The following is a 13,102-nucleotide window of genomic DNA, read 5'->3' as shown; positions in this document are numbered from 1 at the left end:
AAATATTATGAATTTAGATAAATTTAGTAATGATGCAATGAAAATAGTTGAAGAATCTCAAAGTTTAGCAATAAAAAATGCAAATGTAGAAATTTCAGATATACATTTACACAAGGCTTTGATAGATAGCGACAATATAATAATTAAAATTTTAAATATAATGAATGTAAATATAGACAGTTATAGGAATGATGTTAAATCAGCATTTGAAAGTTTGCCTTCTCAATATGGTGCTTCTAATATATATCCGAATACTGTTTATCAAAGAATTTTACTTAATTCAGAAGATGAAATTAAAGAAACCGGCGATACAAATATTTTAGTAGAGCATATATATCTTGCACTTTTAAAAGAAAAAAATGTAAAATCTTCTGATATTTTTAGAAAATATAATATAACATATAATTCATTTAAGTATGCTTTGATGGGAATTAAGAATATGAAAAACGAACATAAAGAAGGAAGTACAAGTGAAGAATTATTAAAATATGGTAGAAATTTAACTGAAGAAGCTAAAAATGGTAAACTTGACCCTGTAATCGGTAGGGATGAGGAAATAAGGCATTCAATTAGAATTTTATCAAGAAGAACTAAAAACAATCCTGTTTTAATAGGAGAACCCGGTGTTGGTAAGACTGCAATCGTTGAAGGTTTAGCTCAAAGAATTGTAAATAATGATGTACCTGAAGGATTGAAGAATAAAATAATTTTTTCATTAGATATGGGAAGTCTTATAGCAGGTGCGAAGTTTAGAGGAGAGTTTGAAGAAAGATTAAAAGCTGTTCTTGAAGAAATAAAAAATTCAGACGGAGAAATAATTTTATTCATAGATGAAATTCATACTCTAGTAGGTGCAGGTAAAACTGACGGTGCATTAGATGCGTCAAATATGTTAAAACCAATGCTTGCAAGAGGAGAATTGCATACAATAGGTGCCACAACTCTTGATGAATATAGAAAATATATTGAAAAAGACGGTGCATTGGAAAGAAGATTTCAAAAGGTTTTAGTAAAAGAGCCGACAGTTGAGGACACAATTTCAATTTTAAGAGGAATAAAAGAAAAATACGAAATACATCATGGGATAAAAATTACAGATTCAGCAGTTATTGCTTGTGTAACTTTAAGTGATAGATACATTACAGATAGATTCTTACCTGACAAGGCTATTGATTTAATGGACGAGGCATCTTCTATGATAAGAACTGAAATTGATTCAATGCCACAAGAGATTGACGACTTGAGAAGAAAAGTTTTACAGTTAGAAATTGAAAAAGCCACACTTGTTAAAGAAAGTGACGAAATCAGTAAAAAAAGATTACAAGACTTGGAAGAAGAATTATCAAATATTAAAAATAAATATAATGTAGAACTTGCAAGATGGGAAAGTGATAAAAAAGATATTAATGAAATAAAATCTGTTAAAGCTGAAATTGATGCTGTTAGAATTGATATTGAAAAGGCTGAAAGAGAATATGATTTTGAAAAACTTTCTGAATTAAAATACGGTAAGCTTGCAAATTTAGAATTGAAATTAGCTGAACTTAACGAAAAGAAAAAAGAAAAAGAAAGTTACTTAAAAGAAGAAGTAACAGAGGAAACAATCGCTGAAGTTATTTCAAAATGGACAAATATCCCAATTAAAAAATTAGTTGAAGGTGAAAAAGAAAAATTATTACATCTTGGAGAAATTTTACACAAGAGAGTTGTTGGACAGGACGAGGCCATTGATTTAGTTAGAGATTGTATTTTAAGGTCAAGAAGTGGATTAAAAGATGAAAATAAACCAATCGGTTCATTTATCTTCTTAGGACCTACCGGAGTCGGTAAGACAGAACTAGCTAAAACATTGTGTGAAAGTATGTTTGATGATGAAAAAAATCTTGTTAGAATTGATATGAGTGAGTATATGGAAAAACATTCAGTTTCAAGATTAATAGGAGCTCCTCCAGGATATGTTGGATATGATGAAGGTGGACAACTTACCGAAAAAGTTAGAAGAAATCCATATTGTGTAATTTTATTTGACGAAATAGAAAAAGCACATCCAGACGTTTTTAATATACTTTTACAAGTTTTGGATGATGGACGACTTACTGATAATCAAGGAAGAGTTGTCGATTTCAAAAATACAATTATAATTATGACTTCAAATATTGGTTCCATTTATTTGTTAGACGGAATTGATAAAAATGGTAAAATCACAAAAACTGCTGAAGATGAAGTTATGAAAGAATTAAAAAATTCTTTTAGACCTGAATTTTTAAATAGAGTTGACGATATTGTTTTATTCAAACCGTTACAAAAAGAAGAACTTTACAAAATAATTGATATGACTATTTCAGAAATTGAAAATAGATTAAAAGATATTGATGTAAAAATCAATTTAGACGAAGAATGTAAAAATTTAATTTTAGATTCAACTTATTCATACAATTATGGAGCAAGAATTATAAAAAGATACATTCAAAAAAATATAGAAACTGAAATAGCAACAAAAATAATTGAAGGGAAAATAGTTCCAAATACTACAATTAATTTCAAAAATATAAACGGAAAAATTTGTATTGCATAACAAATAAACGCTGAGATTTTTAGTCTTAGCGTTTTTTATATCTTTTTGTAAAATTATGATAAATTTACTATTATAATTTCATTTTTAATATTGGGTTTAGTGTTTGTAATAGTTGGTTTTTCATTGAAAAAATATTTAAAACTTAATTTTATTAAGCTAAACTAATTTAGTAATTGTAATTAGGGAAGTGGAATAAAAATCTACTTCCCTTTTAATTGAAAAAAGTATGTTATTAATTTTTTAAAATATTTGAATTATAAGAGATTTTGTGTTAAAATATACTCATATATTAATAATTAGGAGGAATATTATGGATCAATTAACTATGCAATTGGTTATGATAGGTGGTTTTATGGCGATTGCTTATTTTCTTTTAATTAAACCTCAAAAGAAAAGACAAAAAGCTATGATGGACATGAGAGAAAGTTTAAAAAAAGGTGATGATGTAGTTACAATTGGTGGAATTAAAGGTACAGTTGTTAAGGTAACTGATACTGATGTTGTAATTGAAACATCTAGTGATAGAACAAAAATGGAATTTGTTAAATCTGCTATTCATTCTATTGTTAGCAAATCTGAAGAATCTTATGAAGAAGTTGAAGAAGATATGGAAGAAGAAAATGGTGAAGAAAATTAATTTTGCTTAAATAGACGGATTTCGTCTATTTTTTTCTTTATGTTTAATAAGATAAATAAAAAAATATAAGATAAGGAGGTATTTATGAAAAAGTGGTTTATTAAATCGGATAATGGATTGACAAAAGAAAATTTTAAAAATAATAGTGAATTTTCTTATATAACTTGTCAACTTTTGGCAAATAGAAAAATTGATTATAAAAATGTAAAAAACTTTTTATATCCAGATTATAAATACCTTCATAATCCTTTTTTGATGAAAGATTTAGATACTGCAATAGAGATACTTGTTGATGCAATAGACAATAATTTACATATACAAATTGTTGGAGATTATGACCAAGATGGTAATTCAGCAACAGTTGTTTTGATGAAAGGAATAGGTTTTTTTACTGATAATATTAGTTTTGCTATTCCTCATAGAATGGAAGATGGTTATGGTATTTCAAAAGGAATTGTAGATAGCGCAAAGAAAAATAATGTAGATTTAATTATAACTTGTGATAATGGAATATCTGCTTTTGAAGTTGTTGAATATTGCAATTCTTTAAATATTCCAATAATCGTAACAGACCATCATCAAGTAGTTATTGATGATGAGGGAAATCAAATATTACCAAAAGCAAATGCAGTTGTAAATCCTCATAGATTAGATTGTGAGTATCCGTTTAAAGAATTATGTGGTGCAGGAGTTGCATTTAAGTTAATGCAGGCATTGTATGATGAACTTGGTGGAGATGAGGACTATTTAATTGATTTATTACAATTTGTCGCTATGGGAACTGTTTGCGATGTTGTGGATTTAGTTGATGAAAATAGATTTTTCGTGAAAAAAGGATTGGAAATTTTAAATTCAAGTGATAATGTTGGTATAAATAAGTTACAAAGAGAAAATGAGGTTGGAAAAATAACAACTACTTCTTTGGGTTTTAAACTTGGACCATGTATAAATGCTGCAGGAAGATTAGATTCTGCAAGTATTGGTGTTGAATTATTTTTAGAAGAAGATGAGTCAATGGCAACAGATTATGCTAAAAGATTAGTTGAGCTAAATGAGGAAAGAAAATCTTTAACAAATGATGCATATTCAAGAATAAATGCAAAAGTTAGAGAATCAGGATATTTTAATGATGATATTATAGTTATGTATGATGATGAACTTCATGAGTCAATTGCCGGAATTGTTGCAGGTAGAATAAAAGATTATTATTATAGACCTACTTTGATTTTTTCAAACGCAAAGGAAGATGGAATTTTAAAAGGAAGTGCCAGAAGTATTGAAGATTATGATATTATTTCAAAACTTAGAGAATTTTCTAATCTTTTTGAAAAATTGGGTGGTCACGCTATGGCTGCAGGTTTTTCTATAAAAAAAGAAAATTTAGATATTTTAAGGAAGTCTTTAAATCAAAATTCTAATTTAACTTCCGAAAATTTTGTTGAGAAAATAAAAATAGATTGTTCTTTAGATTTTAAATTAATAAGTTATAATATTGTTGACGAATTAAAATTACTAGAGCCTTATGGAAAAGCAAATTCTGAACCTTTGTTTGGTACAAAAAATGTGGAAATAAAATTTATATCTGTTATAGGTAAAAATAAAAATGTTATAAAATTAGTTTTAAGTCAAGATGATATAGAATTTAGTGGAATTATTTTTAGTAATTTTGATAAGTATATTTCGTATTTCAATAAAAAGTTTGAAACTGAAGATATTATTTTAGAACAAAATAATATAAAAAATAAATTTATAGATATTTTATATACTCCAGTTATAAATGAGTATATGAATAATAAATCTATTCAATTATTGATAAAAGATATAAGATAGGAGGTGGAAGAAATGTTAGATGAATTATTATCAAAAATTAGAAGTTATAATCCTAATTCAGATGTTGAAAAAATTACAAAGGCTTATAATTTTACAAAAGAGTGTCATGAAGGACAATTTAGAAATTCTGGGGAACCTTATTTTATTCATCCAGTGGCTGTTGCTAATATTTTAGCTGATTTATATATGGATGATGCAACTATAATTGCGGGGCTTATGCATGATATACTTGAAGATACAGAAGTTACTTTTGAAGAAATGGCAGAAATGTTTGATGAAGAAATTGCTAATCTTGTGGATGGTGTCACTAAACTAAAAAAGATAAAATATCAAAGTAAACAGGAATCTCAAGCTGATAATTTAAGAAAAATGCTTTTAGCTATGAACTCTGATATTAGAGTTATAATAATTAAGATTGCAGATAGACTTCATAATATCAGAACTTTGGAATATATGAAGAAAGCTAAACAACTTGAAAAAGCAAAGGAAACTCTAGAAATTTATGCTCCTTTGGCTTATAGATTAGGTATGAGTAATGTTAAATGGGAGCTTGAAGATTTATCTTTAAGATATTTAGAGCCTGAAATATATTATGATTTAGCTGAAAGAGTTAAGAAAAAGAGAAGTGAAAGAGAAAAGATTATAAATGATATAATCGAAGAAATTAGCATAAGTTTGAAAGAACATAATATTCAAGGGGAAATTAGTGGTAGGCCAAAGAGTTTATACAGTATTTACAAAAAAATGTATAAACAAAATAAGAGTTTTGATGAAATTTTTGATTTGACTGCTGTTAGAATTATTGTTCCGACTATTAGTGATTGTTATGCAGTTTTAGGGATAGTTCATTCTAAATGGAAACCAATTCCTTCAAGGTTTAAGGATTATATTGCAGTTCCAAAACCAAATTTATATCAATCTTTACACAATACACTTATTAGTAATTCCGGTGATGTTTTTGAAGTTCAAATAAGGACTTTTGAGATGCATAAAACTGCTGAATATGGTATCGCAGCTCACTGGAAATATAAAGCCGGTGTTGATAGGAGTACAAGTTTTGACGATAAATTAACTTGGCTTAGACAACTTATGGATTGGCAAAGAGAAGTTAATGACAACAGAGAGTTCATCACTTCTTTCAAAGAAGATTTCGTTTCTGATGAAGTATTTGTTTTTTCTCCAAAAGGAGATGTTATAAATTTAGTTTCAGGAGCAACTCCAATAGACTTTGCTTACAAGGTTCATACTGCAGTAGGAAATAATTGTGTAGGCGCCAAGGTTGACGGAAGAATTGTTCCTTTAAGTTTTAAGTTAAAAAACGGAAATATTGTTGAGATATTAACAAATCCAAATTCATCCGGTCCAAGTAAAGATTGGTTAAAAATAGTAAAATCTTCTCAGGCAAGAACTAAAATAAAGCAATGGTTTAAGAAAGAAAATAAAGCACTAAACATTGTTCAAGGTAGAGATATGCTTGAAAAGGAAGTTAGACGATTGGGCTTTACTTATAGTAAAATTTTAAAGGAAGACTGGCTTTTACAAATTGCTAAAAGATTGAGTTTTAATACTATTGATGAAATGTATGCCGGTATTGGATTTGGAAGTATCAATTTAAGACAGGTTATATCTAAATTAAAAGAATTTTATACTGATTATTATCAAGAATCTGCTGATGATATAATAAACAGAGTGAAAAATGAAAAATCAGGAAATAAAAACAATTCAAAAGGTGTAATTGTAAAGGGTATTGATAATATAGAAGTTAGTTTTGCAAAATGCTGTAATCCTCTTCCAGGAGATGAGATTGTTGGATATATTACAAAAGGTAGAGGGATTTCGGTTCATAGTTGTGAGTGTGCAAATATAAAAAATGTTACTAATCCTGATAGGCTTATAGGGGTAGAATGGACAAATGCTAAGAATTTATTTTATAAGGTTGAAGTTGCAGTTATTTCTTTAGACCAAGTTGGAGCCTTAGCTGATGTTGCACATATTATTTCTGAATCAAAATTAAATTTAGTGGGTATAACAGCAAAGACAGGAAAAGATAAAACTTTTATTACAAATATTATAGTTGAAATAAAAAGTATTGATGAACTTGATAGACTCATAAATAAAATAAAATCTTTGAAAGGAATACTTGATGTATATAGGGTGAGAGCGTAATGAGAGCTATATTACAGAGGGTTAATTTTGCAAGTGTAAAAGTTGATAAGAAAGAAGTCTCTAGAATTAATAAGGGACTTCTCCTTTTTGTTGGGTTTGGTAAAGAAGATACTGAAGAAGATTTAAAATATATTTTTAAAAAAGTTGTAAATCTTAGAATTTTTGAAGATGAAAATTTTAAAATGAATTTATCTGTTTTAGATAAAAATTATGAGATTTTAGTCGTATCACAATTTACTCTTTATGGAGATTGCAGAAAGGGTAATAGACCTAGTTTTGATTTATCGATGTCTAGTGTAGATGCAAGAGAAAAATATGAGGAATTTTTAAAATTATTTTATGCAAATAATATTTCAATTAAAACAGGTATTTTTCAAGCTGATATGAAAGTTTCTTTAGAAAATGACGGCCCTGTTACAATTCAATTAGATTCAAAAAGAACATATTAGGAGATAATTATGAATATAAAAAGAATAGTTGTTGGAGTATATGCAGTAAATTGTTATATAGTATATAATGATGATAAAAAGGGTTTTATAATAGACCCGGGCGGAGATAGTGATGATATTTTTAAATTTGTTGATGAGGAAAAAATAGATTTAGAATTTATTTTGCTAACTCATGGACATGGCGACCATATTGGAGCAGTTAAACTTGTAAAGGAAAAATATGATTTGCCAATTTATGCTAGTATAAAAGAAAAAAATTTATTAAAAGACCCAATTGTTAATTTATCAAAATCAATTCCACCTTTTAAGCAAATTGAATTGGTTGCTGATAAATGGCTTTCTGATGAAGAAATTATTGATTTTTATGGAGAAAGTTTAGAGATAATTGAAACGCCCGGTCATACCGTTGGAAGTATTTGTATCCTTATGGGAGATGTTATGTTCTCCGGTGATACATTGTTTAGAATGAGTATAGGAAGAAGTGATTTAGCAACCGGTAGTTTCGAAGAAATACACAATTCAATGAAAAAGTTATATTCTTTGAAAAAAGATTATAGAGTATTGCCAGGCCATGGTGCAGAGAGTAATTTAGATTTTGAAAAAGAAAATAATCCTTTTATGAAAAATATAAAAAATAGCTAGGAGATATAGAAATGTATGATATTATAGTTGTAGGTTGTGGAGTAGTAGGCTCTAATGTTGCTTATGAATTATCAAAATACAATCTAAAAGTTTTAGTTTTAGAGAAAGAAATAGATGTAGCTGATGGAACAACAAAAGCCAACAGTGGAATTTTACATTCAGGTTATGACCCTGAACCGGGAACATTAATGGCTAAATTAAATGTTGAAGGATCAAAAAGAATTAAAGAGTTAGTAAAGAAATTAGATGTTCAATATAATGAATGTGGTTCTTTGGTATTGGCTTTTAATGAAGATGATGAAAAAACTTTAGAAAAATTATTTGATAACGGAATAAAAAGCGGAGTTGAAAATTTAAAAATAATTGATAAAGAAGAAGTTGAAAAAATTGAACCGAATATAAATAAAACAGTTACTAAAGCATTGTATTCTCCAGGTGCTGGAGTTATTGACCCTTGGGAATTATGTATAGCTATGTCACAAGTTGCTGTTTCAAATGGTGTAGAAATAAAATTGAATAGTGAAGTTGTAAGCATTACTAAAGAAGATGATAATTTCATAGTAAGTACTAAAGATAATACATATACATCTAAATATGTAATAAATGCAGCTGGAGTTAATTCAGATAAAGTTCATAATATGGTTTGTGAAAAAGAATTTGAAATTAAACCTTCAAAAGGTCAATATTTCATTTTAGATAAAAGTCAAAAAAATCTTGTTAAGCATGTATTATTTCAATGTCCATCAAAGGTTGGTAAGGGTGTTTTAATTGCGCCAACAGCACATAATAATATTATTATTGGACCTAATGCAGAAAGTAATTCAGAAATCACAGATAAATCTACAACATTTGAAGGTCTAGCAGAAGTAAAAGAAAAAGTTGCAAAGACTATTTCCAATGTTCCTTATTGGGAAAATATAAATAATTTTTCGGGATTAAGAGCGAATAGTACAGAAAATGACTTTATAATTAGAGAATCTAAAAGTTGTAAAAATTTTGTTGATTTAGCAGGAATAAAATCTCCGGGTTTAGCATCTTGTGCAGGAATTGGATTGATGTGTTTAGATATCTTAAAAGATATTGGAGTTAATTTTGTAAAAAAAGAAAATTATATAGACAATAGAAAAGTTATTAGAATTAAACATTTATCTCCGGAAGAAAGAGCAGAAAAAATTAAAGAAAATCCTCTTTATGGAAATATAATTTGTAGATGTATTACTGTTTCTGAAGGCGAAATTATTGATTCTTTAAAAATGCCATTGCCACCAAGAACTCTTGGAGCTGTTAAAAAAAGAACCGGAGCAGGTATGGGACGTTGTTTAGGTGGTTTTTGTGGACCAAAAATATTAGATATTATTTCAAGGGAATTAAATATTCCACCGGAAGAAGTTTATAATACTAATTTTGGTAGTTATATTATAACAGGAAAAACAAAAGAAGAAGGTGGAACAAATGTCTAATATAGAAAATTATGATTTGGTTGTTATTGGTGGAGGACCTGCTGGACTTGCTGCTGCTTGTGAGGCTAAGAAAAATGGAATTGATAAAGTTGTAGTTTTAGAAAGAGATAAAGAGGCTGGTGGTATTTTAAATCAATGTATTCATAACGGATTTGGATTACATTACTTTAAAGAAGAATTAACTGGCCCTGAATACGCTCAAAGATTTATTAATTTATCAAAAGAGTATAATGTTGAAATAAGATTAAATTCAATGGTACTTAATTTTGATGAAAATAAAATTGTTCATGCAATAAGTAAGGACTATGGGTATCAAATGATTCAAGCAAAGAGTATAATACTTGCTATGGGTTGTAGAGAAAGAACAAGAGGTGCTATTTCTATTCCGGGAGATAGACCATCTGGAGTTTTAACTGCAGGTTCTGCACAAATGTATGTTAATATGCAAGGTCTTATGTGTGGTAAAAAAGTTGTTATTTTAGGTTCAGGTGATATAGGTTTAATTATGGCAAGAAGAATGGCGCTAGAAGGTGCAGAAGTTTTAGCTTGTGTTGAACTTATGCCTTATTCTAATGGACTTGCAAGAAATATCGTTCAATGTTTAAATGACTATAATATTCCTTTATTACTTTCACATACAGTTACAAATATAATAGGGAAAGAAAGACTTGAAAAAGTTGTTATAAGTAAAGTTGATGAAAATAGAATGCCTATCAAGGGTACTGAAATAGAATTAGAATGTGATACATTGTTATTATCTATCGGATTAATTCCTGAAAATGAAATTACTCGTGAAGTTGGAATTAATATTGACTCAAGGACTAAAGGTGCTTTTGTTTTTGAAAATATGGAAACAAGTATGGACGGAGTTTTTGCTTGTGGTAATGTATGTCATGTTCATGATTTAGTAGATTTTGTTACTGGAGAAAGTCAAAAAGCAGGAAGGTCAGCTGCAAAATATATTTTAGAAAATTCTAAAGTAGATTCTAAAAAAATTGAAATTTTAAATGGGGAAGGTATTTTCTATACTGTTCCACAAAATATAAGAGTTGAAAATATGGAAAATAGATTAGAAATATTTTTCAGAGTTAAGAGTGTTGAAAAAAATGTTGTAATATCTGTAACAGATGAAAATGGAAATGTTATAAAAGATTTTAAAAAGTCTCATGTTGCTCCTGCTGAAATGGAAAAGATAGCTTTAACTAAAAAACAAATTGAATCTGTTACAACTGATAAAATAGTTATATCTATGAAAAAAGGAGATGAATAATAATGAAAGATATGATTTGTATTGTTTGTCCGGTTGGTTGTAGAATATCTGTTGACGAAGAAAATGATTATAAAGTAATTGGTAATAAATGTCCTAAAGGTTCAAGTTATGGTAAAAAGGAATTAACATTTCCAACTAGAACAATAACTTCTACTGTAAAAATAAAAAATGCAGTTCACAATAGATTGCCTGTAAAAACTTCATCAGAAATTCCTAAAAATATGATTTTCGATATTATGAATGAATTAAATAAAGTTGAAGTTATTTCACCAATCAAAGTAGGCGATATTGTTTTGAAAAATGTATTGGATACCGGTGTAGATATTATTGCAAGTAGAGATATGTAATTTATTATTAAATTACTTGTAAATTTTAAAAATTTATGTTATAATAATTAAAAATATTCTTTTAAAGGAAGAGTGGGTTGTCCCACTCTTTCGTTTTAGTTTAATTAATGGTCGAAAGGAGAAAATTTTGAAAAGAGAAAATGAATTATTAAAAACTATTGAAGAAACTTTTAAAAATGTTTTTTTAGAAAATGGGATTTATTTTGTTTATACAGAATATGTAAAGGAACCGAAAGGAAATGTTCTAAGAATTTTTATTGACAAAGACGGAGGTGTTGATTTAGATTCTTGCGAATTTGCCAGTAATTTAGTTAGTGATTGGTTAGATGAGGTTGACCCGATAGATGATTCATATTTTTTAGAAGTTTCATCTCCCGGAGCTGAAAGAGAAATAAAAGATGATGAGCAATTAGAAACTTTTATTGAAAAAAAAGTTCTAGTTAAATGTTATAAAAAAATAAATGGTGAAAAAGAATTTATTGGATATTTAAAATCTTTTGATGAGGAAAGTTTAACTTTAGAAAATGGAAAATCAAGCATTAATTTTTCTAGAAAAGATATTGCAATAATAAAATCACAAATTGAAATTTAAGGAGAAGATGATGAAAGGAACAACAGATTTTTTAAGGGCATTAGATGAAATTGAACGTGAAAAAGGTGTTTCTAAAGAAATAATATTTGATTCTTTAGAAAAAGCACTTTTAAAAAGTTATGAAAAGAACTTCGGAGAACATGAAAATGTAAAGATTAATATTAACAGAACAAATGGTAAAGTTGAACTTTTTGCTGTTAAAACGGTTGTAGAAGTTGTTGAGGATAATATAACAGAGATTTCTTTAGATGATGCAAAAGCTATAAGTACAAAATATGCACTTGGTGATGAAGTTTCTATAAAACTTAAAACTATGGATTTTGGTAGAGTTGCAGCACAAACTGCTAGAAATATCGTTATTCAAAAGATTAAAGATGCTGAAAGAGAAGTAATATATAATGATTTCCAAGATAAAGAAAGAGAACTTATTTCAGGACAAATACAAAGAATTGACAGAAATAACTTGTTCATAGATTTAGGGAAATTAGAGGCTATTGTAACTCCTGCTGAACAAATAAAAAATGAAGTTTATAGAGTAGGAGAAAGATTAAAATTTTACGTTAAGGAAGTTAAAAATACAACTAAAGGTGCTCAAGTATTACTTTCAAGAGCTGATACAAATTTTGTTTTAAGACTATTTGAGTTAGAAGTTCCGGAAATTTTAGATGGAACTGTTGAGATTCAATCAATAGCAAGAGAACCAGGAAGTAGAACAAAAATTTCTGTTTTCTCTAAAAATGATGATGTTGACCCAGTTGGAGCTTGTGTTGGCTACAAGAGGTCAAGAGTTAGTTCAATCATTAAAGAGTTAAAAGGAGAAAAAATAGATATTATCGTTTATAGTAAAAATGTAAAAGAGTATTTATCTAATGCTCTTAGTCCATCAGATGTAATTGCTGTATTCACGAATGAAACTGAAAATAGAGCAAGAATAATCGTTCCGGATTCACAATTATCATTAGCTATCGGTAAAGAAGGTCAAAACGCAAGACTTGCAGCTAAACTTACAAACTGGAGAATAGACATTAAAGGTTTGGAAAGATACAAAGAAGATATTGAAAATGGTGTAATAGAACCTAATTTTGATGGAGAGCAGGAATTTATAAATAATGGTTTTGAATTATAGGTGATTGT

The 13,102-nt window shown here is 28.0% G+C and carries 11 protein-coding genes; all 11 read left to right on the top strand.

Annotation, left to right across the window (positions count from 1 at the left end):
- The first annotated feature begins 7 nt into the window (after positions 1-7).
- The 11 genes from clpB (at position 8) to nusA (ending at position 13,094) form a co-directional block, all read left to right on the top strand.
- Positions 8-2,575, top strand: a complete 2,568-nt coding sequence (gene clpB / locus ACKTSI_RS03910) for an ATP-dependent chaperone ClpB (protein ID WP_311526232.1) — start codon at positions 8-10, stop codon at positions 2,573-2,575.
- Positions 2,576-2,885: 310 nt separating this feature from the next.
- Positions 2,886-3,212 (top strand): preprotein translocase subunit YajC, encoded by a 327-nt coding sequence (gene yajC / locus ACKTSI_RS03905; protein WP_407862542.1) that lies wholly within the window; start codon positions 2,886-2,888, stop codon positions 3,210-3,212.
- Between the two features lie 84 nt (positions 3,213-3,296).
- Positions 3,297-5,042, top strand: a complete 1,746-nt coding sequence (gene recJ, locus ACKTSI_RS03900; RefSeq protein WP_311526231.1) for a single-stranded-DNA-specific exonuclease RecJ — start codon at positions 3,297-3,299, stop codon at positions 5,040-5,042.
- A 12-nt stretch (positions 5,043-5,054) separates the two neighbouring features.
- On the top strand, positions 5,055-7,208 hold the full coding sequence (locus ACKTSI_RS03895; RefSeq protein ID WP_311526230.1) for a bifunctional (p)ppGpp synthetase/guanosine-3',5'-bis(diphosphate) 3'-pyrophosphohydrolase: 2,154 nt from the start codon (positions 5,055-5,057) through the stop codon (positions 7,206-7,208).
- Positions 7,208-7,657: a D-aminoacyl-tRNA deacylase gene (dtd, locus tag ACKTSI_RS03890; protein WP_311526229.1), complete on the top strand. Its 450-nt coding sequence runs from the start codon at positions 7,208-7,210 to the stop codon at positions 7,655-7,657. Before ACKTSI_RS03895 ends, dtd begins: the two co-directional genes overlap by 1 nt.
- 9 nt (positions 7,658-7,666) lie before the next feature.
- Positions 7,667-8,299: an MBL fold metallo-hydrolase gene (locus ACKTSI_RS03885; protein WP_068472295.1), complete on the top strand. Its 633-nt coding sequence runs from the start codon at positions 7,667-7,669 to the stop codon at positions 8,297-8,299.
- Between the two features lie 11 nt (positions 8,300-8,310).
- On the top strand, positions 8,311-9,759 hold the full coding sequence (locus ACKTSI_RS03880; RefSeq protein WP_407862541.1) for an NAD(P)/FAD-dependent oxidoreductase: 1,449 nt from the start codon (positions 8,311-8,313) through the stop codon (positions 9,757-9,759).
- Positions 9,752-11,029: an FAD-dependent oxidoreductase gene (locus tag ACKTSI_RS03875; RefSeq protein WP_311526310.1), complete on the top strand. Its 1,278-nt coding sequence runs from the start codon at positions 9,752-9,754 to the stop codon at positions 11,027-11,029. The genes ACKTSI_RS03880 and ACKTSI_RS03875 overlap by 8 nt, the downstream gene beginning before the upstream one ends.
- A gap of 2 nt (positions 11,030-11,031) precedes the next feature.
- Positions 11,032-11,376 carry a DUF1667 domain-containing protein gene (locus tag ACKTSI_RS03870; protein ID WP_068472302.1) on the top strand — a complete coding sequence of 115 codons (345 nt, stop codon included), beginning with the start codon at positions 11,032-11,034 and terminating at the stop codon, positions 11,374-11,376.
- 127 nt (positions 11,377-11,503) lie between these two features.
- Positions 11,504-11,968, top strand: a complete 465-nt coding sequence (rimP, locus tag ACKTSI_RS03865) for a ribosome maturation factor RimP (protein ID WP_311526311.1) — start codon at positions 11,504-11,506, stop codon at positions 11,966-11,968.
- 10 nt (positions 11,969-11,978) lie between these two features.
- Positions 11,979-13,094, top strand: coding sequence for a transcription termination factor NusA (gene nusA / locus ACKTSI_RS03860; protein ID WP_068472304.1), 1,116 nt, complete (start codon positions 11,979-11,981; stop codon positions 13,092-13,094).
- Positions 13,095-13,102: the final 8 nt, after the last annotated feature.

Source organism: Parvimonas parva (assembly GCF_045866535.1).
Taxonomy (GTDB): Bacteria; Bacillota; Clostridia; order Tissierellales; family Peptoniphilaceae; genus Parvimonas; species Parvimonas parva.
The sequence above is the reverse complement of the archived record's forward strand: the minus strand, read 5'-3'. Positions and strand labels throughout refer to the sequence as shown.